Raw genomic sequence first — 24,999 nt, forward strand, 5'->3', positions numbered from 1 at the left:
CCTGGATGCTCAGCTCAGCGCGCCATTCTGCTCGCCGTCGGCGACGTTTCGCGCTGGTCGCCCAACTGGTGGCGGTGGTGGTGGCCGTCGGCGCGGCGGTGACCGTGATCGCTGAAGGGCCGGGTGGACATCCGGGCGCTGAGCGGTTGGCCGCCGAGGAGATCAGCGCGCCGCCGCCGCTGGTGGCCGGGCCGCTGCCGCCCGCCCCTTCGCCCTCCGGCGCGGTCACGCCGAGCCCGCCCCCGGTCACGCCGAGCCCGCCCCCGGTGTTGCGGGTGCCGGGCGCGGTTCCGAGCGCCGGCACGGGCGGGTTCGGCTACGACGCCCGTTCCGGCCCGGTGCTGGGTCGGGCGGGTGAGCTGCGGCGTTACCGGGTCGCTGTGGAGTCGGGCAGTGCGGAGGACGTCACCGAGTTCGCCGAGGCGGTGGAGGCGGCGCTGGCCGGGCCGGGCAGTTGGGTCGACAGCGGCAGGTTGCGGCTCCAGCAGGTGCCGGGGGCTGCGCCTCGGGACTTCACCGTCTACCTGGCCACCGCCCGCACCGCGGGTCGGATGTGCGCGAAGGGTGGGGTCGACATCCGGATCGGCGGCCGCCCGTACACGTCCTGTCGGGCGCCCGGCCAGGTGATCATCAACCTGGATCGGTGGCGGTTGTCAGTGCCGCACTTCGTCTCGGCCGGCGTGCCGTTGACGGTCTATCGGACGTACGTGGTCAACCACGAGGTGGGTCACCAGCTCGGGCATCGGCACGAGCGCTGCCCCGGCAAGGGCCGGCAGGCTCCGGTGATGATGCAGCAGACGCTGTTCCTCGACGGCTGCCGGGTCAACCCCTGGCCATACCTGAACGGGCGTCGGTACACGGGCCCCGCCCTCTGAGTACGACACGCCGACCATTGACCCCTCCATCAGGCGTCTTGCGGCAATAGCGGCGAAAACGGAGAAATGCCCGAATAATCTGGCAGGCTTGATCCTATGACGCCGTCGTCCCCTTACGGCCCGCCCCGGCCGCCCGAGCCCAGCTCGGCGTTGCGGGATGCGCGTCCCGCGTTCGTCCGGATGCACCGGCGTCGTCGTCGCAGCATGCTGCTCGGTCTCCTCGTGCTCGCAGGCGCCATCGGGGTGACTGTGAGCCGGGGCGGCGAACCGTCGGTCGAGCCTCCGGCCACCACGCAGGGCGGAATGGGCCACGGAGGTGGGGCGGCCGCGCACCCGGCGCCCACCGGCTATCCGTCGGTCGGAGCGGGACGCTTCACGGCAGCCGACGGCGAGACACCGGTGTACGGCACGGACGGGCCGCTGCACCGATACCGGGTCGTCGTGGAACGCGGCGCCGGCCAGGACGCCGACGTGTTCGCCTCCCGAGTTGACGAGGTGCTGACCGACCCGCGCAGTTGGATCGCGTCCGAGGAACTGCGGGTGCAACGGGTGGCCGACGCCGGGGCCGCCGACTTCACCATCTACCTGGCAACCCCGGTCACGTCCGAGCGGATGTGCGCCGAGGGCGGGTTGACCACCGAGCGCTACACCTCCTGTCGCCTGCCCGGTCAGGTCATCATCAACCTGGCCCGCTGGATGGAGGCGGTCCCCGACTACGGCGCCCCGCTGGACACCTACCGGACCTACGTCATCAACCACGAGGTGGGCCACGAGTTCGGCAAGGAGCACGAGGCGTGTCCGGGCCCGGGGGAGCCCGCCCCGGTGATGCAGCAGCAGACGTACGGGCTGCAGGGCTGCGTCGCCAACGCCTGGCCGTACCTCGACGGTCGTCGCTACGCGGGGGACATCGTCCCCTGATCCGCCGGGTCGTCGGTTATTCCCGCTCCCGCATACCGGACCACGTGTCGTCCCTCATGGCCGAGGAGGGCTCCCGCGAGCAACAATGGCGCGGTTCACACCGCCGATCCCGGGGAGTCCACCGTGTCGTTGCCCCCGCTCGTCGAGCCCGCCGCCGAGCTGACCGTAGACGAGATCCGCCGCTACTCACGCCATTTGATCATCCCGGACGTCGGGGTGACCGGCCAGAAGCGGCTGAAGAACGCCCGGGTGCTCTGTGTCGGCGCCGGTGGCCTCGGGTCGCCCGCCCTGTTGTACCTCGCCGCGGCCGGGGTCGGCACGCTCGGCATCATCGACTTCGACACCGTCGACGAGTCGAACCTCCAGCGCCAGGTCATCCACGGCGTCTCCGACATCGGCCGGTCCAAGGCCGAGTCGGCCGCCGCGTCGATCCGCGAGATCAACCCCCTGGTCAAGGTGGAGATCCACAACACCGCGCTGGACCGCGAGAACGTCCGCGAGATCTTCGCCCAGTACGACCTGATCGTCGACGGCACCGACAACTTCGCCACCCGCTACATGGTGAACGACGCGGCGGTGCTGCTGGGTAAGCCGTACGTCTGGGGCTCGATCTACCGCTTCGACGGCCAGGCGTCGGTGTTCTGGGCCGAGCACGGCCCCTGCTACCGCTGCCTCTACCCGGAGCCGCCGCCGCCCGGCATGGTTCCCTCCTGCGCCGAGGGCGGCGTGCTCGGCGTGCTCTGCGCATCGATCGGTTCGATCCAGGTGAACGAGGCGATCAAGCTGCTCACCGGCATCGGTGAGCCGCTGGTCGGCCGCCTGATGGTCTACGACGCCCTGGAGATGGAATACCGCAAGATCAAGGTCCGCAAGGACCCGAACTGCGCGCTCTGCGGCGACAACCCGACGGTCACCGACCTGCTGGAAGACTACGAGGACTTCTGCGGCGCGGTCTCCGAGGAGGCCCAGGAGGCGACGCTCGACTCGACCATCACCGCACTGGAGCTCAAGGAGTGGCAGGACGCCGGCAAGGACATCTTCCTCGTCGACGTACGCGAGCCGGCCGAGTACGAGATCGTCCAGATCCCCGGCGCCACCCTGATCCCCAAGGGCGACATCATCTCCGGTGAGGCCCTCGCGAAGCTGCCACAGGACCGCCAGATCGTGCTGCACTGCAAGTCGGGCGTCCGCTCGGCGGAGGCGCTCGCCGCGCTCAAGGCAGCCGGTTTCAAGGACGCCGTGCACGTGCAGGGCGGCGTGCTCTCCTGGATCAAGCAGATCGACCCGTCGCTGCCCGCGTACTGACCGATCGAGCCGGGGCGGCCCTGGCGCGGCCACGCCGCCGCGCCGGGGCGGCCCGCGCGACCGCCCCGGCAAATCGACGCAGATGACGCCGAGCGGCCGTCCGGCCGGAGCGACGCAGCCATCCCGGGCTGGCCGATTCTCCGAGGCGGCATCGCGTCTGCGCAGGTAGCGTCTCCGCCGTGGTCGACTTGGAAGCCGCGATCGGGTTCGTCGTGGCGCACGGGGATGCGGTGGAACGCGCCCGCCTCTCCTGGCTCCGCAACGGCACCGCCGTGCCCGCCGAGTTGCTGGAGACGGCCGAGGTGGGCCAGTCACCGGACGGCGGTTGGCCGGCCACCTGGGGTGGCGAGGTCGCCTCGATCGACGCCACCTGCTTCCGGCTCGTCGAGCTTGACGACCTGGGGGCGCTCGGCCGTCCCGCCGCCCGCCGCGCACTGGACTGGCTGGCGTCCCGGCAGCAGGCCGACGGCGGTTGGGAAGAGGACGCGTCGCTGGCCGACTCGGCGCCGGAGTGGGCCCGTCCCGGCGACCCGGAGGCCGGGTTCCTCGTGTCGGCCAACGCCGGCTTCTGGCTCACCGTCGCCGGGCTGGACGCCCGGGCGTCGGGTCCGCTCGACCACCGGGTCGGTGGGGCGTACGCCGGGGTGGTGCAGGCGGCGGCCCACTCGCTCGCCGCGCGGCTGCGCCCGGACGGTAGCTGGCCGTCGTACCTCGCGGCGGGCTGGCTGAGCGCGGCCGTGCTGCACCGGCAGGAGATGTTCCAGGAGTCCGCCCGGATTCAGGTGGCGCTCGCCGAGCGGATGCCGAAGATGTCCCCCGGGGACGTGGCGTGGCTGGCGGCCACGTTGCGCCGCGCCGGCGTCGACCCACAGGACTGGATCATGGTGCGGGCGCTGCGCCGGCTGACCGAGACCCAGCGCAGCGACGGCGGCTGGGAGAGCGACGACGGCCACCAGTTCGACGTGCACGCCACCCTGGCCGCGATCCGGGCGGCCCGCCCCGCGCCACCCCGCTGAGCCGCCCGCGCCATGGCCCCGCCCCGGCCGGGCCATGGCCCCGCCCCGGCCCCGCCCCGGCCCTCCAACCTCGGCGATCTTGCAGTTTCTGTCGCGGATTTGCGCATAAATGCCCCTTATGCCGGGACAGTAACTGCAAGATCGCGGGAGAGGGCGGGCGGCGCGGGCGCGGGAGGGCGAGGGTAGGGGCTTAGCGCACGTGACCGTCGCCGGTGACGACGTACTTGGTGCTGGTCAGCTCGGGCAGGCCCATCGGGCCGCGAGCGTGCAGCTTCTGGGTGGAGATGCCGATCTCCGCACCGAAGCCGAACTCGCCGCCGTCGGTGAACCGGGTCGACGCGTTCACCATCACTGCCGCCGCGTCGACCCGCGCGACGAAGTCACGGGCCGCGCTCGCCGAGTCGGTGACGATCGCCTCGGTGTGGCCGGTGCCGAAGCGGCGGATGTGCGCGACCGCCGCGTCCAGCGAGTCCACCACCGCCACCGAGATGTCGGCGGACAGGTACTCGGTGGCGTAGTCCTCCTCGGTGGCCGCGACCACTGCGGCGGAGTGGGCGGCCACCTCGGGTGAGCCGTGCACTGTCACCCCCGCCTCGGCGAACGCGGCCAGCACCAGCGGCAGGAACGCGTCGGCGATGCTCGCGTGCACCAGCAGCGACTCGGCCGTGTTGCAGGTGGACAGGCGTTGCGTCTTGGCGTTCAGCGTCACCGCGACGGCCTTCGCCAGGTCGGCGGCGGCGTCGACGTAGACGTGGCAGTTGCCCACCCCGGTCTCGATCACCGGCACTGTCGACTCCTCGACCACTGTGCGGATCAGCGACGCGCCACCGCGCGGGATGAGCACGTCGACGAGACCCCGGGCGCGCATCAGCTCCTTGACCGAGTCACGGGAGCTGGCGTCGAGCAACTGCACCGCGTCGGCGGGCAGACCGGCCCCGGCGACGGCGTCACGCAGCACCGCGACCAGCGCGGCGTTCGAGTGCGCGGCCGACGACGACCCGCGCAGCAGCGCCGCGTTGCCGGACTTGAGGCAGATCCCGGCGGCGTCCACAGTCACGTTGGGCCGCGCCTCGTAGATGATGCCGACCACCCCGAACGGCACCCGGATCTGGCGCAGCTCCAGGCCGTTGGGCAGGGTGGACCCGCGGACCACCTCGCCGACCGGGTCGGGCAACGCGGCCATCTCACGCAGCGCGTCGGCGATCCCGGCGACCCGACCCGCGTCGAGCGCGAGCCGGTCCAGCACGGCCGCGCTCAGCCCGGCCTCACGGCCGGCCGCCAGGTCCGTCTCGTTCGCGCTCAGGATCTCCGGGGTACGCGCCACGAGCGCGTCGGCCATCGCCACCAGCGCCGCGTCCTTGACGGTACGGGTGGCAGTGGCCAGGTCGGCGGCGGCGTCCCGCGCCCGCTTCGCCTGCTCGACGACGCTCATCGACTACTCCTCAGCTGGCAGTTGGCTTACAGCAGCACCAGGTCGTCGCGGTGGACGACCTCTCGTTCGTACGCCGGGCCGAGCGCCGCGGCGAGTTCGGACGTGGAGCGGCCGAGCAGCCCGGGTAGCTCCACCGCGTCGTAGTTGACCAACCCTCGGGCGACCGGCGCGCCCGCGGTGTCCACCAGGTCCACCGGGTCGCCGGCGGTGAACGTGCCGTCCACGGCGGTGATGCCGGCCGGGAGCAGCGACTTGCGCCGCCCGACGACGGCGGCGACCGCGCCCGGGTCGAGGTGCAGCCGGCCCCGGGGTGAGGTGGCGTGGGCCAGCCAGAACAACCGGGCCGTTGGGCGTTGCCGCTGCGGGTGGAAGAGCGTGCCGACCGGTTCGCCGGCCAGCGCGGGCGTGGCCAGGTCGGCGGCGGTGAGCACCACCGGGATGCCGAAGCCGGTGGCGATCCGCGCGGCCTCGACCTTTGTCACCATGCCACCGGTGCCGACGCCGGACCGGCCGGTCCCGCCGATGGTGATGCCGGCGAGGTCCGTGTCGTCGCGCACCTCGGGGATCCGGGTCGAGCGCGGGTTGGTGGGGTCGCCGGTCCAGAGCGCGTCCACGTCGGAGAGGAGCACCAGCAGGTCGGCGTGCACCAGCGCGGCCACCAGGGCGGCCAGCCGGTCGTTGTCGCCGAAGCGGATCTCCTGGGTGGCCACCGTGTCGTTCTCGTTGACGATCGGCACCGCCCGCAGGTCGAGCAGCTTGCGCAGCGTCCGGTACGCGTTGCGGTAGTGGGCTCGCCGGGTCACGTCGTCGACGGTGAGCAGCACCTGCCCGACGGTGCGGCCGTGCCGGGCGAAGCTGGCCGCGTACCGGCCGATCAGCAGCCCCTGCCCGACGCTGGCGGCGGCCTGCTGGGTGGCCAGGTCGCGCGGGCGTCGGGACAGCCCGAGCGGGGCGAGCCCGGCGGCGATGGCGCCGGAGGAGACCAGCACCACCTCGCGCCCCTCGGCGGTGAGTCGACCGAGGGTGTCGACCAGCGTGTCGACGCGCTCGTCGGCCAGCCCGCCGGTGGCGGTGGTCAACGAGGAGGATCCGATCTTGACGACGACCCGCCGGGCCGTCGTGACTGCGTCTCGCACCCGACCATTCTGCGTGGTCACCGCCGCACCGCCCGGCGGCGTTCCCATATCGTGGCGGATTGTGACTCCAGACGAGTACGTCGAGGCGGTTCTCGACCTGGTCGAGCGGATCCCGGAGGGCCGGGTCATGTCGTACGGCGCGGTGGCGGACGCGCTGTCCGAGCGCTCGGGCCGCGCCTCGGCCCGGTTGGTCGGCACCATCATGGCCCGGCACGGGGGCTCGGTGCCCTGGCATCGGGTGGTGACCGCGAGTGGTCGACTGCCGCCGGGGCACGAGCGGGAGGCGCGGTCCCGACTGCGGGCCGAGGGGGTGCCGCTGCGCGGCGAGGGTGTGGACATCGCGGCGGCGGGCTGGTCGCCCGATGAGGGGATGTGACCCCCGACTGAACGTGAGTAATGTTCGGCCCCATGAAAACGCCGCCGGGCCCCGGCTCGCTGCCTCGACGGGTGCACGCCGGCTACGCGCTCGGCTCCCTGGCGACCGGAGCGTTCGGCACCGTGCCCGGTCTGCTGCTTCTGCCGTACCTGACCGACACGCTGGGCGTGGCCGCCGGGCTGGCCGCGCTGCTGGTGCTGTTGCCCAAGGCCTGGGACGTGCTGGTCAACCCGGTCGCCGGGCGGATCTCCGACCGCACCCGGTCGCGGTGGGGCGCCCGCCGGCCGTACCTGCTCGTCGCCGGCCTCGCGCTCGCCGTCCTGTTCGCGTCGATCTTCGCCGCGCCGTTCGGTAACGGCTCGGGCGCTGCGGCGTACGTGGCGTTCGCCTTCCTCGCCACCGCCACCGCGTTCGCCTTCTTTCAGGTGCCGTACGTGGCGATGCCCGCGGAGCTGACCGGCGACTACGCCGAGCGAACCCGGTTGATGACCTGGCGGATCGCGGTGCTGGCGCTGGCCATCCTGGTCTCCGGCGCGGTCGCGCCGCTGGTGGTCAGCGCCGGTGGTGACGGCGTGGCCGGGCACCGCTGGATGGGCCTGTTCGTGGCGGTGCTGATCGCCCTCGGCGCCCTCGGCGCGTTCCTGGGCACCCGGTCCGCGCCGACCGGCACCGTGGGCGAGAGCGAGCCGACGCTGCGCGCCCAGCTCGCCGTGGCCGGCGCCAACCGTCCGTTCCGGGCACTGCTGATCTGCTTCGTGGTGCAGTCCGCCGGGGTGGCGACGATCCTGGCCGGGGTCAACTACTTCGCGGGGCAGATCCTGCGCGACGAGGAGAGCGGGCCGACCCTGCTCTTCGTCTGCTTCGTCGGGCCGGCGCTGCTGGTGATGCCGGTCTGGAGCCGGATCGGTGCCCGGCTGGGCAAGCGCACCGCCCTGGTGGTCGCCTCGCTGATCCTTGCCGTCGGGGCCTTCGCCCTGGTCGCCGCGCCGGTGCTGCCGGCGGTCGCCGTCTATCTCCTGGTCGCGCTGATCGGCGTGGGGTACGCCGGACAGCAGGTCTTCGCATTGGCGATGTTGCCGGACTGCATCGCGCACGAGACGGCGCGCACCGGCCGACGGCAGGCGGGCGTCTTCACCGGGCTGTGGACCGCCGGTGAGACCTTCGGCTTGGCGCTCGGCCCGGGCATCTACGGACTGGTGCTCCAGCTCTCCGGCTACGTGTCCTCCGACACCGGCTCGGCGGCGGCCCAGTCCGACACGGCGAGGCTGGGCGTCCTCCTCGGCTTCACGCTGATCCCGGCCCTGCTGATCGCCCCGCCGATCCTCCTGCTCCGCCAGTACACCCTCACCGCCCACAGCGACCTGGTCGATCATGGAGTTGTGCTGGGGGACGAGAGCGTTGACCGCCACGAGAAGGGCACCGTTACCCCATGATCGACGAGAGCAGGGTTGAGGCCGGAGCACTTTCCGCCACCGGGGTTCCGGCGGAAGAGGTTCTGGAAGAGGTGCGCAAACTGCGGGCGGGTGACGCGCCCACCCACGGGGGACGGCTGTTCGCCTACGTCTACGACCCGGCCGTCCCAGGGCTGGACGAGCTGGCCGCCGCCGCCCACCGGGAGAGCGCGCACGTCAACGGGTTGGACCCGACCGCGTTCCCGTCCCTGCTGGCCATGGAGAACGCGCTTGTCGGCGCCGCCGGCCGGGTGCTGGGCGCCGGCCCCGGCACCACCGCCCCGGACGTCGTCGGCAGCGTCACCAGCGGCGGCACCGAGTCACTGATCCTCGCCGTCAAGACCGCCCGGGACGCCCACCCGGAGATCTCCGAACCCCGGATCGTGGTGCCGTCGAGCGCACACGCGGCATTCGCCAAGGCGGCGCACTACCTGCGGGTGGCGCTGGACGTCGTGCCCGTCTCCCCGGAGACGCTGCGTCCCGACCCGGCCGCGATGGCCGCCGCGATCCGCCCGGAGACGGTGCTGGTCGCCTGCTCCGCGCCGTCGTACGCGCACGGGGTGGTGGACCCGGTCACGCAGATCGCGGCCGCCGCGGCCGAGGCCGGGGTGCGCTGCCACGTGGACGCCTGCTTCGGCGGCTGGACCCTGCCGTACCTGCGTCGGCTCGGGGAGCCGGTGTCGCCGTTCGACTTCGCGGTGCCCGGGGTCACCTCCATCTCGGTCGACCTGCACAAGTACGCGTACGCGCCGAAGGGCGTGTCGGTGCTGCTGCACCGCGATGCCACGCTGCGCGCCCCGCAGTACTTCGCGTACGCCGACTGGCCCGGCTACACCATGATCAATCCGGTGATCGCGTCCACCCGCTCGGGCGGCCCGATCGCCGCCGCGTACGCCACGTTGCGGCACCTCGGCGACGAGGGTTACCTGCGGCTGACCGCCCTCACCCGGGACGCGGTAGCCGGGCTGGCCGACGCGGTCCGCGCCGTCGACGGGCTGCGGCTGATGGCCGAGCCGGAGTCGACAGTCGTCTGCTTCACCGCCACCGACGGTGGCCCCGACCTGTTCGTCCTGGTCGACGAGCTGACCGCGCGGGGCTGGCACACCCAACCCCAGCTGTCGTACGACGGCCTGCCCGCCAGCGTGCACCTCACGGTGACCGCCGCTGTCGCGCCCCGGGTCGCCGAGTTCGGGCCGGACCTGACCGCCGCGGTGGCCGCAGCCAGGGCCGCCGGCCCGGTGCGGCTGCCCGCCGAGCTGGCGGCACTGGTCGGCGCGCTGACCCCCGAGGCGCTGACCCCGGACCTGATCATCGGTCTGGCCGCCGGGCTGGGCCTGGGTGGCGAGGAGGGGTCGGACGCGGGACCGCTGCCGGAGCGGATGGCACTGGTGAACACACTGCTCGACGCCGCGCCATCGGCGCTGCGCGAGCGGTTGCTCGTGGAATTCGTCAGTCTGCTGCAACGCCCCAGTTGGGCGCCGAGCTGACCGTGCGGCTACGGGCCCGGCCTTCAGTTCCGGCCGGGCCCGTAGCCGCGGGTCGATGTCAGACCTTGCCGGTCTCCTCGATGCTCTCGTCGAGCAGTTCCGCCAGCGCTGCCCGGCCGCGGTGCAGCCAGGACTTGATGGTGCCCGCGGCCACCCCCTCCTGACTCGCTATCTCATTGACCGGCAGGTCGGCGAGGTAGCGCAGGATGACGGCCCGCCGGTGGTGGGCGGGCAGTTGGGCCAGCGCGGCGTCGATCGCCACCCGATCGGGCGTCGGCCCGGCCATCGTGGCCTCGACCCGCCGTTGCCGGAGCAGGTGGTTGCGCGCGGTTTGGAGCCGCCGCCAACGGCTCCGGGCGAGGTTCAGGGCGACCTGCCGGACCCAGGCGACCGGGTCGTCGTACCGGGCCAGCTGGTCCCACCGGGTCAGTGCCCGGCAGAACGCCTCCTGCGCGAAATCCTGGGCCTGCGAGAGGTCGCCGACGTAGGCACTCAGTTGGCTGGTCACGCTGCGAAAGTGCGCGTGGTAGAAGTCGTCGAAGCTCTCTGTCGTGCTGCGCTCTCCGGCCTCCGCGGCAATGGCCGCCGGTGGCTCGTTGGCACGGGTCCCCGTCATCACTGTCACTGCCTCCCCGTTCGCCGTCGGGCCCGTACCCGAGGCGGTCGTACCACTCGCTCAGCGGGGATCGTTTCCGTGGTCCCCGTTGCCGGCGGTCCTGCTCGGCGCGCCGTACCCCCGTAGAAGCCCGCAACGGGCCTCGGGGTTGCCGCCGACGCTGTGGATCGACTGTCGTATGGGGGACTGAGTTGCGAGGCGGGGTCGGACGCGGGGCCAGCGCCCGCGTGGTGGGCGGAGCGCCGGCCGCGTCGTACGCCCCCGTGGCGTACGACGCGGCCGGCGACCGTCAGCCGTAGGTCAACGTCATCTGAACCAGGTTGTCGGCTCTGTTGACGTCCGGCAGGACGTCACGTTCGCTGTCCATCGGCTGGACGTCCACGTCCGCCTTGTTCGTGCTCAGCGTTATCCCTTCGAGCACCCGGAAGTCCAGGTCCAACCGCATCTCCGCCCCGGCGGCCAGCTGACCCAGGCGGCAGGTGATCGGTTCGACGCTGTCGTGGACGCCCGCGCACGTGCCCCACCCGTCGACGTCCGCGCGCACCACAGCGGGCACGCCCAACCGCAGCACCACGTGGGCGACCGGGCCGGTGCCCCGGTTACGGATCCGCACCGTGGCCGTACCCGTCCGGGAGCCGTCGTCGGCAGTTCTCAGCACGAGGTCACCGGTGGTGACGGAGACGTCCGCCAGGTTCGGGTTCGGACCGAAGCTCGTCGGCCCGGAGACCTGGCTGAAGACGTCACCCTTCCAGCGGTAGCCCCGCCACTGCCGTTGTGACCACCTGGCGTTCCAGCCACCCCCGGGAGCGATGTCACCGACCTGAACGCGAACCGTGCCGTCGCCCACGACGTCCAGCGCGAACAGCCACTCCGGCTTGTCGATGGTGGTCGTGACCACCCGGCCGACAGTCGTCGCCTTTCCTTCCTCGTCGCGGTCGAAGGCGACCACCTGCATCGGCCCGCGGGTGCCGAGCACGCACTGCACGAGAGCCACGGTCTCCACCGCGCCGTCTCCGTCGATGTCGCCGTGGTCGAGCGCCAAAAGCCAGTTCGCGCCCTCCCGGGCGTCGCCGGTGAGCCGCGTCTGCGACGTCGGGCAGCCTCGTCCGGCCCGCCACGCCGGCAGGGTCACCGGCACGCCCAGCAGCTGGGCCCGGCTGAACCGGCCGTCCGGCACCCCGATGGTCGGGCCGGCACTGGTCCCGGCAGGGCTGGGGGTCGGACTCGTCGGCGTCGGCGTTGGCGTCGGTGACGCCGAGATGCTCGGCGTCGGGTCGACCGGACCGGGCCGATGGTCCGGGCCGCTCAACGCCGCGTATCCGACGGCCGACCCGCCGAACAGGGCAAGCGCCGTCGTGGCGGTGGCAGCCAGCCGGCGTCGGCCGCGGCCTCGTACGGTCCGTCGAACGGCGGCGGGCCCCGGCGCCTCGACCTCCGCCAGCGCGGTACGGCGGTAACGGGCGAACTCTTCGGCGAGGTCAAGAATCTCCTGCTCAGACATCCCGCACCTCCTCATTCGTGTCGCGTAGGTGAGTGGCGAGCGCGGTTCGGCCCCGGTGCAGCCAGGACTTCACGGTCCCTTCGGCGACCTGTTCCTGGGCGGCGATCTCCGCGACCGTCAGGTCGGCGAGGTAGTGCAGTACGACGGCCCGCCGCTGTTTCGGCGGCAACTTCGCCAACGCGGTGTCGACGGCGACCCGGTCGGGGCTCGGCTCCGCGACGTGTGTCTCCCGCTGCCGCAGCACCCACTGCTGGGCGGTCCGCAGCCGCCGCCAGCGGTTGTGTCCGAGATTCCACGCGACCCGACGGACCCAGGCCAGGGGGTCCTGGTATCCGGCGAGCCGGTCCCAGCGGGCGTACGCCCGACAGAACGCCTCCTGAACCAGGTCCTGAGCCTGCCCCCGGTCACCTGTGTACGCCGTCAGCTGCACCACCAGGCTGCGGTAGTGAGCGTGGTAGAAGTCGTCGAAGACCAGCTCTGCCGGCGCGGAGGTCGCGGCTCCCGGTGGGTCCGGTGGGCGCCCACCCACCGGCACATCTCGTGTCACAAGCACTTGTCCTCCCCGTGGCGACTGCCGGCATCGCGTTCGCCAGCACCGGTCACACAAGCGAGCGCACCGGTAGGTTGCGCGTCAATCGCTGCCGATCCTTGTCGGCTCCGGGACAGTTGGTGGGCCGCTCGGGCCGATCACCGCCGGACCGCACGGACGCCGGCTGTGATTCACTGTCGGTGAGGAGAGGGGGCGGTCGTGCAGCTGCCGGCAGTGCTCGGCGAGCCGATCCGGTTCGTGCTGAACTGGGGGCGCCGCTACTCGCTCTGGGTGTTCAACTTCGGTCTGGCCTGCTGTGCCATCGAGTTCATCGCCACCAGCATGGGTCGGCACGACTTCATCCGACTCGGCGTGATCCCGTTCGCCCACGGCCCCCGCCAGGCCGACCTGATGGTGGTCTCCGGCACGGTGACCGACAAGATGGCCCCGGCGATCAAGCGCCTGTACGACCAGATGCCCGAGCCGAAGTACGTCATCTCGTTCGGCGCCTGCTCCAACTGCGGCGGCCCCTACTGGGATTCGTATTCGGTGACCAAGGGCGTCGACCAGCTCATCCCGGTCGACGTGTACGTGCCCGGCTGCCCGCCCCGGCCGGAGGCGTTGCTGCACGGCATCCTGCGCCTGCAGGAGAAGATCGCCGCCGAGCAGTCCGGCATCGGAGGTGTGCCGCAACGGGACGTGCTGGCCGCGCCGCTGGACGCCCCGCCCCGCGAGGCCGCCGCACCCCGCTCGGTCGACTCGCTCACCGCCCCGCCGGTACGCCCACCAGCCGCGACCTGACAGCGTGCGTCGCCACCCCGTTGTGGACCCGCCGCACTAGCCTGCGGACTATGAGCAGCTCAGGGGACCAGCGCTCCGCCCACATCGTCGACGTGCTCACCGAGGAGTTCGGCGCGTCGATGGCTATCGACCCGGCCGCCTTCCGCCGCAAGTTCCGCAAGATGGCGGCGTCGCCGTTCGCCTTCTACCGGGGCAGCGCCGCGCTGTTCTACGCCGACCAGCTCGGCGACTTCGCCGACGACCGGTTCTCCGACGAGCAGACCAGCCGGGTGTGGATCCACGGTGACCTGCACGCGGAGAACTTCGGCACCTACATGAACGCCTCCGGGCAGCTCGTGTTCAACGTCAACGACTTCGACGAGGCGTACGTCGGGCCGTTCACCTGGGACCTGCGACGGCTCGCGGCCAGCGTGGCACTGCTCGGCTACGGCAAGGCGCTCTCCGACACGGCGATCGGGGAGCTGGTTGCCGGGTTCGCCCGGTCGTACCTGACCGAGCTGCGGGCCATCGCCGCCGGCGGTGACGACGCGATCGGTTCGATCACCCTGGACAACGCCGACGGGGTGCTACGCCGGGTGCTCCAACAGGCCCGGCTCAACACCCGCGTGGACCTGCTGGCCGCGCAGACCACCATCGATAACTACGAGCGACGTTTCTCCATCGGCGACGGCGTCTTCGAGATCGACGACGCCACCCGGGACCTGGTCAGCGCCGCCTTCCAGGATTACCTGGGCACCCTGCCAAACGCCTCGACGCAGCTGCGCCCGGTGGCAGCGCGGATCAAGGACGTGGTGCTGCGCAAGGGGGTGGGCATCGGCTCGGCCGGACTGCCGTCGTACAACCTGCTGCTGGAGGGGCACACCCAGGCGCTGGAGAACGACGTCGTCATCTACATGAAGCAGGCGCAGGTGCCGGCCGTGGCGCGGTACGTCACCGACGAGTCGGTCCGTGGCTACTTCCAGCACCAGGGGCACCGGACCGCCGAGTCGCAGCGGGCGTTGCAGGCGCACGCCGACCCGTGGCTGGGCTTCACCGAGCTGAACGGGGCCGGTCAGCTGGTCGCCGAGGTCTCCCCCTACGCCGCCGACCTGGACTGGTCGGACGTGAACGAGCCGGAGGAACTGACCGGCGTTCTCGTCGACCTCGGTCGGGCGGTGGCCCGGATGCACTCGGTCGCCGACGACGAATCCAGTCACGACCTGGTGGACTACTCCACCGAGGAGGCGATCGTCGCGGCGGTGGACGCCGACGAGTCGGGATTCGTCGCCCACCTGGTGGACTTCGCGCACGCGTACGGGGTGCGCGCCCGCCAGGACCACCAGCTCTTCGTCGACCTGTTCCGCAACGGTCGACTGCCGGGCATCTGATCGGGCGCGGCGTCGCTCAGGACGCGAACTCCAGCACCACCTTGATGTCGTCCGGCCCGGGGGTGTACGCGTCGGCGTACCGGTTCACCGGCACCCGCCGCGTGATCAGCGACTCGAGCCAGACCTGGTCGGCGCGGGCCAGCGCCTGCGCGGCCATGGTCCAGTGTCGTCGGTTGGCGTTCACCGAGCCGAACACCACGTTGTTCTCCAGCACCAGCGCCCGGTTCAGCGCCCCGGCGTCGAAGTCGATGCTCCGGCCACCACTGGACACCCCGGCCAGGCAGACGATCCCGGTGGGGGCGGCCTTGCACATGACGTCGAGGACCACCGTGGGAGCGCCGGTGCACTCGATCACCACGTCCGGCTCGAAGGGCAGGTCGTTGACCGGCACCGTGTGGTAGGTGGCGCCCAGCCCGGCGACCAGCTCCGGCTTCGGCCCCTCGGTGTTGCGGTCCAGTACGTGGACGGTGAGCCCACGCTGGGTGCCGAGCAACGCGGCCAGCAGACCGATCGGCCCGGCCCCGGTCACCAGCACGGTCTGCGGCTGCCACTCGGCGCGGTGCCCGATCCGCTCGATGTGGTCCCAGGCCTTCGCCACCACACTTGTCGGCTCCAGCAGCACCCCCACCTGGGCCAGCGTCGGGTCGAGCGCGACAGCGAACCGCGGTTCCACCCGCCAGCGGTCCCGGGCGAACCCGGCCAGCGCCTTGATGCCATGTTCGGTGTACTGACCGTTACGGCACATGTCCCACTCGCCGACCGCGCAGTTCGGGCAGGGCACCGGGTCGGGGTACCTGACGATTCCGGCCACCAGGTCACCGGGTTGCAGGGTGCCGCTGGAGTCCTCGATCACCCGGCCCAGTGACTCGTGCCCGATGACCAGGCGGTCGGCACCCGGCGGCGCCTCGCCGTACTCCCCGGCGATGATCTCGTGGTCGGTGCCGCAGATCCCCACCGCCAGCGCCTCGACCAGGACAGAGCCCTCCTCGGCAGCCGGCTCCGGCTGATCGTCGACGAGGCTCAGCGAGTTGGCGACCCCAGGTCTTACCGTCACAGCGCGCACGTCCTCATCTTTCCCCGCCCAGGCGCACGCCGCGCCCAAAGCTGGCAGATCGCCGGGCATCGGCGGCGGCCAGGTGCGGCCTCGGCCGGCACTAGGATCAGCGGCATGACTCCCGAAGAGGTCGGCGCTCGACTGGTCGCGCTGCTCGCGCCGGCTGAGGCGACGCCGTCGGTCTCCGGCGGGCAACGTTTCGCCCGGGCCACCATCGACGTGCCACCCACGAGTTGGCTCACAGCGGTTTCGGCCGCCCGTGACGACGCCGAGCTGGCCTGTGACTTCTTCGACTGGCTCTCCGCGGTCGACGAGTTGGGCGAGGGCTTCGACGTGGTGGCGCACCTCTGGTCGACGCGACTGCGGCACGGCGTGCTGCTGCGTACCCGGTTGCCGAGAAGCGCGCCTACTGTCGCCTCGGTGGTCGACGTCTACCCCGGAGCCGCCTGGCACGAGCGGGAGACGCACGAGATGTTCGGCATCGATTTCGCCGGGCATGAAGAGCTGCTGCCGCTGCTGCTTCCGCCAGAGTTCGAGGGTCACCCGTTGCGCAAGGAGTTCGTGCTGGCTTCCCGGGTGGCAAAGCCCTGGCCGGGTGCGAAGGAGCCGGGCGAGTCCGAGGCTGGCGGCGGGCGTCGACCGATCCGCCCGCCGGGCGTACCCGCTCCGGGCGAGTGGGGGCCCACGCCCACCCCGGCCGGCGCCGGTGGAGTGGGGGAGGGCCCGCGTGGCGGCACCCCCGCCAGACCGGCCCGTGAGCGTCCGGCGCGGCCCGCCCCGGGGGCCCGCCCGGCGCGTACTCCCCGACCGGTCGGCACCACCGACGGCCCGATCCCTGCCGACCAGCCCGCGCCCGACGCAGGCCCGGCCGCACCTGACCAACCTGGCACCGGCCCGACTGCCGCGGCCGTGCCCGGCGCGGCCACACCTGACAAGCCCGTGCCCGACGGGCCGGCCACCGAGCACGTGCCCGGCGTCGACGAGATCGGCCACGTCGCGTCCGGCGCGGCCGCATCGGACAAGCCCGGCGAGGGCTCGGCCGCGTCGGGTGGCGAGCCGGTCGCGGACCCGCCGGGCCGCGATGGCCGGAGCGACCACGACGGGGGTACGGCCTGATGCCGCTCTGGGTGGAGTTGGTGCTCCGGATCGGCGGCGTGGTGGTCGCTTTCCTCACCCTGCCGTTGCTTGTCGGCCAGGCCGAGCACAAGGTGATGGCGCACATGCAGGGTCGGCTCGGCCCGATGTACGCGGGCGGCTTTCACGGCTGGGCGCAGCTCGTGGCCGACGGGGTCAAGTTCGTGCAGAAGGAGGACATCACCCCGCGCGAGGCGGACCGGGCGGTGTTCCGGTTGGCGCCGGCGGTGGCCCTGGTGCCCTACCTGCTGGTGTTGCTCGTCATTCCGCTCGGTCCGAACGACCTGGTCGGGCAACCATTGGACATCGGCCTCTTCTTCGTGCTGGCCGTGGTCGGCGTCGGGGTGGTGGCGGTGCTGATGTCGGCGTGGGCGTCGGCCAACAAGTACAGCCTGCTGGGCGGGTTGCGCGGGGCGGCCCAGCTGCTCGGTTACGAGCTGCCGCTGGTGCTGGCCGCCGCGTCGGTGGCGATGGCAGCCGGCACGCTCAGCCTGTCGGGCATCGTCGAGGCGTGGCAGCCGTGGTGGCTGCTCTGGCAGGCACCCGCGATGATCATCTTTTTCGTCGCCGGGCTGGCCGAGATCCGTCGACCACCGTTCGACATGCCGGTGGCCGACTCGGAGCTGGTCTTCGGCTACATGACCGAGTACACCGGTCTGCGGTTCGCGTTCTTCCTGCTCGCCGAGTACGTCGGCATCGTGGTCATCGCCGCGCTGACCACTGTGCTGTTCCTGGGTGGTTGGCAGGGCCCGTTCGCCGACGACCAGTTGGGCTGGCTCTGGACGCTGCTCAAGATCTTCGCGGTCTCCTTCGTGATCATCTGGCTCCGGGTTTCCTACCCACGCCTACGCGAGGACCAACTCCAACGCCTCTGCTGGCTGGTCCTGGTCCCGGCCGCGCTGGCGCAACTGGTCCTGACCGCAGCCGTCCGCATAGCGCTGTAACCCCACCCCGCCCGGCCTCACCCCGGCCACGCGGCCCCGCCGCACCTGCTGCGTCGATCATGGAGTTGTGGTGGGTGACAAAGCACCCGTACAGGAGTAGTCCAGGCACCACAACTCCATGATCGACAGGGTCGAGAGGTCATCGACCCGCGATCTTGCACTTACTGTGCCGACAGAAGGGGCAAATTGCTCGAACCGGCAACCGAAACTGCAAGATCGGCGGCGCAGGCGGGGCGGGCGCGGCGGGCGCGGCGGGCGCGCGGGCGGGCGGGCGCGGGGCGCGGGGCGGGGGCGAGGGTTGCTGTTTAGGGCAGCGGGGTGTGGGCGGGGTTAACGGGCTCGACCGGGGGTGGGGGTGGGGTGCCGTCGCCGAAGGGGCGGCCGCCCAGCGCTTCCCGACCGTGTGGGGTGAGCCAGTTGGACAGGTCCGGGCCGAGCGGCACGATCCCGGTCGGGTTGATGTCGCGGTGCACCTCGTAGTAGTGCCGCTTGATGTGGTCGAAGTCGATGGTGTCGCCGAAACCGGGAGTCTGGAACAGGTCCCGGGCGTACGCCCACAGCACCGGCATCTCGCTGAGCTTCTGCCGGTTGCACTTGAAGTGGCCGTGGTAGACCGGGTCGAAGCGGACCAGCGTGGTGAACAGCCGCACGTCGGCCTCGGTGATGGTGTCGCCGACCAGGTAGCGCTGGTCGGTCAACCGCTCGGTGAGCCAGTCCAGCCGGTCGAAGAGCTGGTGGTACGCCTTGTCGTACGCCTCCTGGTTGCCAGCGAACCCGCACCGGTAGACGCCGTTGTTGACGTCCCGGAACACCACGGCGTTGACCTCGTCGATCTGCTCCCGCAGGTGCTCGGGGTAGAGCTGCGGTGCGCCCTCGCGGTGGTACGCCCTCCACTGCGTGGACAGGTCCAGGCTCATCTGCGCGTAGTCGTTGGTCACCACCTGCCCGGTTGGCACGTCGACGATCGCCGGCACTGTGATGCCGCGTTCGTAGCCGGGGAAGCGCTTGAAGTACGCCTCCTGGATGCGCTCGATGCCGAGTACCGGGTCCCGGCCGTCGGGGTCGAGGTCGAAGGTCCAGCTCCGGGCGTCGTGGGTCGGGCCGGCCACCGCCATCGAGAGGGCGTCCTCCAGGCCGAGCAACCGCCGCACGATGATCAGCCGGTTGGCCCACGGGCAGGCCCGGCTGACCGCCAGCCGGTACCGGCCGGGCTCGACCGGGTATCCGTCGCGCCCGTCCTCGGTGATCCGGGTGGCGATGTACCGCTGGTCGCGGGTGAACTCGCCGCCCGGCTCGACGTACTTGCCGCCTTTTTCCTCGCCCACGTCGCCCTCCCGGTCTGGTCTGTTGTCTCTACCCAATCCTCGCGGATCTACGGCGCACAGTGGTCCGGATACCCTGCCGGCATGACGGATGTGGAGGCGGCGGCCCGGCGGTTCATCGCCGATGTGTGGAATGCCCGCCAGGAGGAGTCGGCGTACGAGCTGGTCGCCGAGGAGTGCCCGGGGCTGGGCGGCACCGGGCCGGAGGCGACGTTGGCCTGGCACCGCGAGCGTCGGGCGGCCTTCCCGGACCTCCGCTACAAGATTGTCGACGTGGTCGCGGCCGGCGAGCGGGTCGCGGTGCACTGGCGGGCCGCGGGCACCCACGCCGGGCAGTTCGGGCCGGTGCCGCCGACCGGGCAGGTGGTCAGCTACTCGGGGGCGACGTTCCTGCGCTTCGACACCGCGGGCCGGATCGTCGAGGTGTGGAGCTGCAACGAGTTGTTCCAGTTGTTGCAACAACTCGGTGTCGAGATGCTCCCACCGGCTGTCGTCGGCGGACCCGGGGCGTGATCCGGCTGTTCCGCAGGTGACCGTGCTCCTCGGGTGAGCCCTGAGGTCGTCGACCTGTGGGTGGTGGTCGCGCGCGCAGTGGCCACAGGGCAGGATGGTCGACATGAGCGACCCCAGCGAGCGCGGCGACACCAGCGAGCGCGGCCTCCCCGGCGCGGGCCTGGTGAAGGGGCTGGCGGTCACCCTCAAGACGATGACCAGCCGGTCGACCACTCAGCAGTACCCCGATGTGGCCCCTGAGCTGCCGCCCCGTTCGCGTGGCGTGATCGCGTTGTCGGAGGAGAACTGCACGGTCTGCATGCTCTGCGCCCGGGAGTGTCCGGACTGGTGCATCTACATCGACTCGCACAAGGAGGAGGTGGTGGTGCCCGGCGCCGCCCGCCCCCGCCAGCGCAACGTGCTCGACAAGTTCGACATCGACTTCTCGCTCTGCATGTACTGCGGCATCTGCATCGAGGTCTGCCCGTTCGACGCGCTCTACTGGTCGCCCGAGTTCGAGTACGCCGAGTACGACATCAAGGACCTGCTGCACGACAAGGACCACCTCGGTCAGTGGATGGCCACCGTTCCGCCGCCGCCCGCGCACGACCCGAACGGCGAGCCGGCCAAGGAGGAGACCTCCGCCGCGCGCAAGGCGGCCGCCGCACGTCCCGCTTCGCCGGCGGTACGCTCCGACGCCGACCAGGACCCGGCGTCGTGAGCGCCCGGGCCGGAAGGGCGCTCCGGTGACCGGCGCGGATGTCCTGCTGCTCGCCCTCGGCGCGGTGGCGGTCGGCGCCGGTGTGCTGGTGGTGACCACGAAACACCTGGTCCGGGCCGGGCTCTACCTGGTGGTGTGCCTGGGTGCGTTGGCCGGTGACTTCCTGGTGCTCAGCGCCGAGCTGGTGGCCTGGGTGCAGGTGCTGATCTACGTGGGCGCGGTGGTGGTCCTGCTGCTGTTCGCGGTGATGCTGACCCGAGCCCCGATCGGCGCTTCCGACGACCTGGACCGGCCGGGCTGGCCGGCCGCGCTGATCGGTGGCGGCGCCGGGCTGGGGCTGACCGCGCTGCTGGTCGACGCGTACCGGTGGAGCACAGTCACGTTGCCTGACGCCGGCACCGCCGAGCGGCTGGGCGAGCAGATCTTCCAGTCCTGGGTGCTGCCGTTCGAGGTGCTGTCGGTGCTGCTGCTCTCCGCGCTGGTGGGCGCGATCGTGCTGTCCCGGCCGGACATCGGCCGTGCCGCCCCGCAACGCGACGCAGGCGACCTGGTCGACAGCGAGCCCGGGGGGCGCCGGTGAGGCCGGTCATCCCGTACGTCACCGCCGCGCTGCTGTTCGGCCTCGGCGTGTACGGCGTACTGCGCCGCCGCAACGCGGTGCTGGTGCTGATGTCGGTCGAGTTGATGCTCAACGCTGTCAACCTGATCCTGGTCACCGCGGACACCACGGCCCGCGCCGTGCTCCCGCACTCGGGGCAGGTCTTCGCGCTGTTCGTCATCGTCCTCGCCGCCGCCGAGATCGGGGTGGGGCTGGCGATCGTCCTTCAGCTCTACCGGTTGCGGGCGACCGTCGCGGTGGATGACGTGCCGCTCACCGAGTCGCCGGATCCCTCCGCCGGGCGTGAGCCGGTCGTCGCGGACTCGGAGGTTGGCCGGTGACCGGGCTGCTCGGGGCGCTGCTGCCCGCCGTACCGCTGGTCGCCGGGCTGCTCGGTCTGCTGCTGCCACCGGCCCCTCGACGCGACAGCGCGACCGGCGGCGACCGGGCCCGCTCGGCCGCCGTGACGCTCGGCGTCACCGGTGCGGCCGGCGCGCTGGCGTTGGCCGTCGCTCTGCTGTTCACCGTGGACGGGCCGACGGAGACGTCGGCCACCTGGGTCGACTTCGGCGGGCTGGCGGTGACCCTCGGCGTACGGCTGGACGGCGCCGCCGCGCTGGTCGCGGTGGCGGTCACCGCTGTCGCCCTCGCCGTGCAGGTCTACTCGATCGGCTACCTGCGGCGCGGTCCCCACGACGACGTCGACGTGGACCACCGCTACCCGCCCTACGCCGCCCAGATCAGCCTCTTCACCGGTGCCATGCTGCTGGTGGTGGTCGCCGGCGACCTGATCATGCTGTTGGTCGGCTGGGAGGTGATGGGCCTCTGCTCGTACCTGCTCATCGCCCACGACCGCCGACTGGCCGGCGCCCCCGCCGCCGCCATGAAGGCGTTCCTGGTGACCCGGGTCGGTGACGTCGGGTTCCTGCTCGGCATCGCGCTGCTGGGTGTGTCGACGGGCAGCTTCCGGATCGCCGACGTGCTCGCCCACGACCATTCCGGCGCGACGTTGACCGCTGCCGGCCTGCTGCTGCTCGCCGGGGTGGCCGGCAAGAGCGCGCAGTTCCCGCTGCACACCTGGTTGCCGGACGCGATGGCCGGCCCGACCCCGATCTCCGCGTTGATCCACGCGGCGACGATGGTCGCCGCCGGTGTGTACGCGGTGGCCCGGCTCTACCCGCTGTTCACGGCCGCGCCGGTGACGCTGACGGTGCTGGGGGTGCTCGGCGCGATCACGCTGCTGCTCGGCGCGCTCGCGGCCACCGCCCAGGACGACATCAAACGCGTGCTGGCCTGGTCGACGGTGTCCCAGTTGGGTTACATGACCGGCGCGCTGGCGGTCGGTTCACCGTCGGCCGCACTGTTCCACCTGCTCACCCACGCCGCCTTCAAGGCGCTGCTGTTCCTCGCCGCCGGTGCCGTGATCCACGCCGTCGGCACCACGCTGATGTCGGAGATGGGCGGGCTGCGGCGCAGCATGCCGGTGACGTTCTGGTGCACTGTGGTGGGCCTTGGCGCGTTGGCCGGGGTGCCGCCGTTGGCCGGTTTCTGGAGCAAGGACGGCGTACTGTCGGTCGCCGAGTCGGCCGCGCTGGAGGGCACCGGGCCGGCCCCGTCCTGGGTGGGCTGGATCGTCTGGATCGCCGGGCTGATCGGCGTGGCGGTCACCGCCTGGTACGCGGGTCGGCTGCTGTTGCGCGCCTTCTTCGGCGCCCCGCGCCTGCCCCTGGTTCAGCCGCACGACCCGCCGGCCGTCCTCCGCTGGCCGGTGCTGCTGCTGGCCGTGCCGGCTGCGCTGCTCGGTCTGGTCGGGTTCGTCGGGGCCTTCGCCGACCGCCTGCGGTTCCCCACCGTCCCGGTGGCGGGCTCCGAGGACGGCCTGGTCCACCTGGGGCCGGGGGTGCTGCTGCCGCTCGCGTTCCTGCTGTTCGGCGCCGCGCTGGTGACGCTGGGCTGGCGGCGCGACCCGGCCGCCGACCCGGCCGCCGCGCTGGGTCTGCTGCGGCCGGTCTTCGCCCGCGCGTTCCGGCTCGACGACGTCCAGCGCACCCTCGTGGTACGTCCCGTCCGCGCGCTGGCCCGCGCCGCGCGCACGGGTGACGAGGTGGTGGTGGACGGCGCGGTCGAGGGCAGTGGGCGAGCCGCTTCCGGTCTGGGCGCGGGGCTGGCCGCGCTGCACCGCGCGGCGCTGCCCCGGGCCGCCGCCGGCGTACTGGCCGGTGCTCTGCTGATCGGCCTGGCCGCCGCCCTGGTTGGAGTTAACCGATGATGTTGGGGCAGGGGTTGCTGGTCGCGGTGCTGGCGGTGCCGGCGCTGGGTGCGGTCGCGGTGGCGGCGACGCCCCGGGACCGGGCGGCCCGGCTGGTCGGCACTGTCGCGGCGGCGTTGACCCTGCTGGCAGCGGTGCCGCTCGTGTTCGGCGGTCGGGGCTGGGTCGCCTGGTCGACGGACGAGCCGGCGGTGCGCCCGTGGCACCAACTGGACCTGCCCTGGGTGCCCGGTCTGGAGTTGCGCTTCCACCTCGGCGTCGACGGCATCTCCTGGCCGCTGGTGGTGTTGACCGCGCTGCTCACGTTGCTCTGCTGCGCGTACACGATGTGGCGGGTTCCGGACGGCGGCAGCGGCCGGGCACTCGTCGCGCTGCTGCTGGTGGTCGAGGTGGGCATCCTGGGCACCTTCCTCGCCCTGGACCTGGTGTTGTTCTTCCTCTTCTTCGAGGTCGTCCTGCTGCCGATGTACGCGATCATCGCCGGCTGGGGTGGCGCGGCCCGGCGTCGGGCGGCCCGGAAGTTCGCCCTTTACACGCTGTTCGGCTCGGTGTTGCTGCTGGTCGGCGTGTACGTCGTGGTCGCCGCCGCCGGCACCGCCGACCTGGTGACGCTGACCGGTGGCGCGGGGATGTCCCGGGGCACCCAGTTGGCCGCGTTCACTCTGCTCGCGTTGGCGTTCGCGGTGAAGAGCCCGCTGTGGCCGTTGCACTCCTGGCTGCCCGACGCGCACACCCAGGCACCCACCGTGGGCAGTGTCGTGTTGGCCGGTGTGCTGCTCAAGATGGGCACGTACGGCCTGATCAGGGTCGCGGTGGGGGTGGCACCGGAGGGAGCCCGTTGGGCAGCGCCGGTGCTCGGCGTGCTCGCCGTCGCCGCGATCCTGATCGGTTCGCTGGTCTGCCTGGCCCAGTCGGACGTGAAGCGGCTCATCGCGTACTCCAGCGTGGGGCACATGGGCTTCGTGCTGTTGGGCGTCGCCACGCTGACCGCCACCGGCATCCAGGCGGCGTTGATCGGCAACGTCGCGCACGGGGTGATCACCGGCCTGCTGTTCTTCCTGGCCGGGGCGGTGAAGGACCGTACCGGCACGGGCACCCTCACCGAGCTGTCCGGGCTGCGGGAGACCTCGCCCCGGTTGGCGGGTCTGCTCGCGTTCGCGGCGATCGCGTCGCTGGGCCTGCCCGGCCTGGCCGGTTTCTGGGGCGAGGCGTTCGCGGTGATCGCCGCCGTGCAGGTGGGCGGTCCGCTCTGGACCACCCTCGGGGTGCTGGCGGCGGTCGGTGGGGCGCTCACCGCCGCGTACTTCCTGCGGTTGCTGCGCCAGGTCACCCACAATCGGCCGAGCCCCGCCGTCGGTCGGGTCAACCCCGGCCTGGCCGGTGCGGAGTTGACCGCCTGGGTGCCGCTGGTGCTGCTCGCGTTGGCCATCGGGCTGGCACCCACGCTGGTCCTCGGCGTCGCCGAGGCTCCCGTCGACGCCCTGATCGGGGTGGTCTCCCGGTGAGCGCGAGGAGTGCAGCGGAGCGGAGCCCCGCAGTCGTGAACGAAGGCGAGCTCTGGTGAGCGCGAGGAGTGCAGCGGAGCGGAGCCCCGCAGTCGCGAACGAAGGCGAGCTCTGGTGAGCGCGAGGAGTGCAGCGGAGCGGAGCCCCGCA

General features: G+C 72.1%; 22 protein-coding genes and 2 pseudogenes. 17 read left to right on the plus strand and 7 right to left on the minus strand.

Annotated features, from left to right (window positions below; genetic code table 11):
• Positions 1-5 precede the first annotated feature (5 nt).
• From AB0B68_RS02090 to AB0B68_RS02105, 4 genes and pseudogenes are all read left to right on the plus strand, one after another.
• Complete coding sequence (locus tag AB0B68_RS02090; protein ID WP_357257452.1) at positions 6-875, plus strand: DUF3152 domain-containing protein; 870 nt, start codon at positions 6-8, stop codon at positions 873-875.
• A gap of 96 nt (positions 876-971) precedes the next feature.
• The gene (locus AB0B68_RS02095) at positions 972-1,793 is read left to right on the plus strand and encodes a DUF3152 domain-containing protein (RefSeq protein WP_357200763.1); all 822 of its coding nucleotides are present in this window, start codon (positions 972-974) and stop codon (positions 1,791-1,793) included.
• A gap of 56 nt (positions 1,794-1,849) precedes the next feature.
• Positions 1,850-3,098 (plus strand): annotated as a pseudogene (gene moeZ, locus AB0B68_RS02100) (adenylyltransferase/sulfurtransferase MoeZ).
• 179 nt (positions 3,099-3,277) lie between these two features.
• Positions 3,278-4,114, plus strand: a complete 837-nt coding sequence (locus tag AB0B68_RS02105) for a prenyltransferase/squalene oxidase repeat-containing protein (RefSeq protein WP_355005704.1) — start codon at positions 3,278-3,280, stop codon at positions 4,112-4,114.
• A gap of 190 nt (positions 4,115-4,304) precedes the next feature.
• On the opposite strand, the gene AB0B68_RS02110 is transcribed toward AB0B68_RS02105, so the two are convergent.
• Both AB0B68_RS02110 and proB read right to left on the minus strand, forming a co-directional pair.
• Positions 4,305-5,546, minus strand: coding sequence for a glutamate-5-semialdehyde dehydrogenase (locus AB0B68_RS02110; RefSeq protein ID WP_357257454.1), 1,242 nt, complete (start codon positions 5,544-5,546; stop codon positions 4,305-4,307).
• A gap of 26 nt (positions 5,547-5,572) precedes the next feature.
• Positions 5,573-6,730, minus strand: coding sequence for a glutamate 5-kinase (gene proB / locus AB0B68_RS02115; RefSeq protein ID WP_357200772.1), 1,158 nt, complete (start codon positions 6,728-6,730; stop codon positions 5,573-5,575).
• A 13-nt stretch (positions 6,731-6,743) separates the two neighbouring features.
• Between proB and AB0B68_RS02120 the strand changes: the two genes are divergently transcribed.
• From AB0B68_RS02120 to AB0B68_RS02130, 3 genes are read left to right on the plus strand one after another with little or no spacing between them, the layout of a single operon-like run.
• Positions 6,744-7,058, plus strand: coding sequence for an MGMT family protein (locus AB0B68_RS02120; protein ID WP_357232824.1), 315 nt, complete (start codon positions 6,744-6,746; stop codon positions 7,056-7,058).
• Positions 7,059-7,090: 32 nt separating this feature from the next.
• Positions 7,091-8,491: an MFS transporter gene (locus AB0B68_RS02125; protein ID WP_357257456.1), complete on the plus strand. Its 1,401-nt coding sequence runs from the start codon at positions 7,091-7,093 to the stop codon at positions 8,489-8,491.
• Positions 8,488-9,996: an aminotransferase class V-fold PLP-dependent enzyme gene (locus tag AB0B68_RS02130; RefSeq protein WP_357257458.1), complete on the plus strand. Its 1,509-nt coding sequence runs from the start codon at positions 8,488-8,490 to the stop codon at positions 9,994-9,996. Before AB0B68_RS02125 ends, AB0B68_RS02130 begins: the two co-directional genes overlap by 4 nt.
• Positions 9,997-10,054: 58 nt before the next feature.
• Here AB0B68_RS02130 and AB0B68_RS02135 read toward each other — a convergent pair whose 3' ends face one another.
• The 3 genes from AB0B68_RS02135 to AB0B68_RS02145 form a co-directional block, all read right to left on the minus strand.
• A complete protein-coding gene (locus AB0B68_RS02135; protein WP_357257460.1) occupies positions 10,055-10,612 on the minus strand; it encodes a SigE family RNA polymerase sigma factor in 558 nt (185 codons plus the stop codon).
• A 289-nt stretch (positions 10,613-10,901) separates the two neighbouring features.
• Positions 10,902-12,113, minus strand: a complete 1,212-nt coding sequence (locus AB0B68_RS02140) for a hypothetical protein (RefSeq protein WP_357257462.1) — start codon at positions 12,111-12,113, stop codon at positions 10,902-10,904.
• Positions 12,106-12,666: a SigE family RNA polymerase sigma factor gene (locus tag AB0B68_RS02145; protein ID WP_357200977.1), complete on the minus strand. Its 561-nt coding sequence runs from the start codon at positions 12,664-12,666 to the stop codon at positions 12,106-12,108. The genes AB0B68_RS02140 and AB0B68_RS02145 overlap by 8 nt, the downstream gene beginning before the upstream one ends.
• 195 nt (positions 12,667-12,861) lie before the next feature.
• Here AB0B68_RS02145 and AB0B68_RS02150 point away from each other — a divergent pair, with 195 nt between their 5' ends.
• The gene (locus tag AB0B68_RS02150) at positions 12,862-13,443 is read left to right on the plus strand and encodes an NADH-quinone oxidoreductase subunit B family protein (RefSeq protein ID WP_355005696.1); all 582 of its coding nucleotides are present in this window, start codon (positions 12,862-12,864) and stop codon (positions 13,441-13,443) included.
• A 50-nt stretch (positions 13,444-13,493) separates the two neighbouring features.
• Positions 13,494-14,810: a DUF2252 domain-containing protein gene (locus tag AB0B68_RS02155; RefSeq protein ID WP_357200974.1), complete on the plus strand. Its 1,317-nt coding sequence runs from the start codon at positions 13,494-13,496 to the stop codon at positions 14,808-14,810.
• Positions 14,811-14,826: 16 nt separating this feature from the next.
• Here AB0B68_RS02155 and AB0B68_RS02160 read toward each other — a convergent pair whose 3' ends face one another.
• The gene (locus AB0B68_RS02160; protein WP_357257464.1) at positions 14,827-15,873 is read right to left on the minus strand and encodes a glucose 1-dehydrogenase; all 1,047 of its coding nucleotides are present in this window, start codon (positions 15,871-15,873) and stop codon (positions 14,827-14,829) included.
• 105 nt (positions 15,874-15,978) lie between these two features.
• Here AB0B68_RS02160 and AB0B68_RS02165 point away from each other — a divergent pair.
• Both AB0B68_RS02165 and AB0B68_RS02170 read left to right on the plus strand, forming a co-directional pair.
• Positions 15,979-16,557, plus strand: a pseudogene (locus AB0B68_RS02165) (NADH-quinone oxidoreductase subunit C); the annotation flags it as partial.
• Between the two features lie 422 nt (positions 16,558-16,979).
• Positions 16,980-17,942 (plus strand): complex I subunit 1 family protein, encoded by a 963-nt coding sequence (locus AB0B68_RS02170; protein ID WP_355005693.1) that lies wholly within the window; start codon positions 16,980-16,982, stop codon positions 17,940-17,942.
• A gap of 305 nt (positions 17,943-18,247) precedes the next feature.
• Here the strand turns inward: AB0B68_RS02170 and AB0B68_RS02175 are convergent, their stop codons facing one another.
• On the minus strand, positions 18,248-19,267 hold the full coding sequence (locus AB0B68_RS02175; protein WP_357200967.1) for a glutathione S-transferase C-terminal domain-containing protein: 1,020 nt from the start codon (positions 19,265-19,267) through the stop codon (positions 18,248-18,250).
• Between the two features lie 81 nt (positions 19,268-19,348).
• Between AB0B68_RS02175 and AB0B68_RS02180 the strand changes: the two genes are divergently transcribed.
• The 6 genes from AB0B68_RS02180 to AB0B68_RS02205 all read left to right on the plus strand — a co-directional run bounded on the left by AB0B68_RS02180 (position 19,349) and on the right by AB0B68_RS02205 (position 24,849).
• Positions 19,349-19,777: an ester cyclase gene (locus AB0B68_RS02180; RefSeq protein WP_355005691.1), complete on the plus strand. Its 429-nt coding sequence runs from the start codon at positions 19,349-19,351 to the stop codon at positions 19,775-19,777.
• A gap of 94 nt (positions 19,778-19,871) precedes the next feature.
• A complete protein-coding gene (locus AB0B68_RS02185) occupies positions 19,872-20,477 on the plus strand; it encodes an NADH-quinone oxidoreductase subunit I (protein WP_357257466.1) in 606 nt (201 codons plus the stop codon).
• A 25-nt stretch (positions 20,478-20,502) separates the two neighbouring features.
• Positions 20,503-21,057 carry an NADH-quinone oxidoreductase subunit J gene (locus tag AB0B68_RS02190; RefSeq protein WP_357200960.1) on the plus strand — a complete coding sequence of 185 codons (555 nt, stop codon included), beginning with the start codon at positions 20,503-20,505 and terminating at the stop codon, positions 21,055-21,057.
• A complete protein-coding gene (gene nuoK / locus AB0B68_RS02195; protein WP_355005688.1) occupies positions 21,054-21,416 on the plus strand; it encodes an NADH-quinone oxidoreductase subunit NuoK in 363 nt (120 codons plus the stop codon). The genes AB0B68_RS02190 and nuoK overlap by 4 nt, the downstream gene beginning before the upstream one ends.
• Positions 21,413-23,344: an NADH-quinone oxidoreductase subunit L gene (locus AB0B68_RS02200; RefSeq protein WP_357257468.1), complete on the plus strand. Its 1,932-nt coding sequence runs from the start codon at positions 21,413-21,415 to the stop codon at positions 23,342-23,344. The genes nuoK and AB0B68_RS02200 overlap by 4 nt, the downstream gene beginning before the upstream one ends.
• The gene (locus tag AB0B68_RS02205; RefSeq protein WP_357257469.1) at positions 23,341-24,849 is read left to right on the plus strand and encodes an NADH-quinone oxidoreductase subunit M; all 1,509 of its coding nucleotides are present in this window, start codon (positions 23,341-23,343) and stop codon (positions 24,847-24,849) included. The genes AB0B68_RS02200 and AB0B68_RS02205 overlap by 4 nt, the downstream gene beginning before the upstream one ends.
• Positions 24,850-24,999 lie beyond the last annotated feature (150 nt).

The organism is Micromonospora sp. NPDC049049 (genome assembly GCF_040649115.1).
GTDB lineage: Bacteria > Actinomycetota > Actinomycetes > Mycobacteriales > Micromonosporaceae > Micromonospora.

Coding starts and splice junctions, on each gene's coding strand:
- AB0B68_RS02090 (WP_357257452.1), top strand. CDS start 6: ATGCTCAGCTCAGCGCGCCATTCTGCTCGCCGTCGGCGACGTTTCGCG.
- AB0B68_RS02095 (WP_357200763.1), top strand. CDS start 972: ATGACGCCGTCGTCCCCTTACGGCCCGCCCCGGCCGCCCGAGCCCAGC.
- AB0B68_RS02110 (WP_357257454.1), bottom strand. CDS start 5,546: ATGAGCGTCGTCGAGCAGGCGAAGCGGGCGCGGGACGCCGCCGCCGAC.
- proB (WP_357200772.1), bottom strand. CDS start 6,730: ATGGGAACGCCGCCGGGCGGTGCGGCGGTGACCACGCAGAATGGTCGG.
- AB0B68_RS02125 (WP_357257456.1), top strand. CDS start 7,091: ATGAAAACGCCGCCGGGCCCCGGCTCGCTGCCTCGACGGGTGCACGCC.
- AB0B68_RS02130 (WP_357257458.1), top strand. CDS start 8,488: ATGATCGACGAGAGCAGGGTTGAGGCCGGAGCACTTTCCGCCACCGGG.
- AB0B68_RS02135 (WP_357257460.1), bottom strand. CDS start 10,612: ATGACGGGGACCCGTGCCAACGAGCCACCGGCGGCCATTGCCGCGGAG.
- AB0B68_RS02140 (WP_357257462.1), bottom strand. CDS start 12,113: ATGTCTGAGCAGGAGATTCTTGACCTCGCCGAAGAGTTCGCCCGTTAC.
- AB0B68_RS02155 (WP_357200974.1), top strand. CDS start 13,494: ATGAGCAGCTCAGGGGACCAGCGCTCCGCCCACATCGTCGACGTGCTC.
- AB0B68_RS02170 (WP_355005693.1), top strand. CDS start 16,980: ATGCCGCTCTGGGTGGAGTTGGTGCTCCGGATCGGCGGCGTGGTGGTC.
- AB0B68_RS02180 (WP_355005691.1), top strand. CDS start 19,349: ATGACGGATGTGGAGGCGGCGGCCCGGCGGTTCATCGCCGATGTGTGG.
- AB0B68_RS02185 (WP_357257466.1), top strand. CDS start 19,872: ATGGTCGACATGAGCGACCCCAGCGAGCGCGGCGACACCAGCGAGCGC.
- AB0B68_RS02205 (WP_357257469.1), top strand. CDS start 23,341: ATGATGTTGGGGCAGGGGTTGCTGGTCGCGGTGCTGGCGGTGCCGGCG.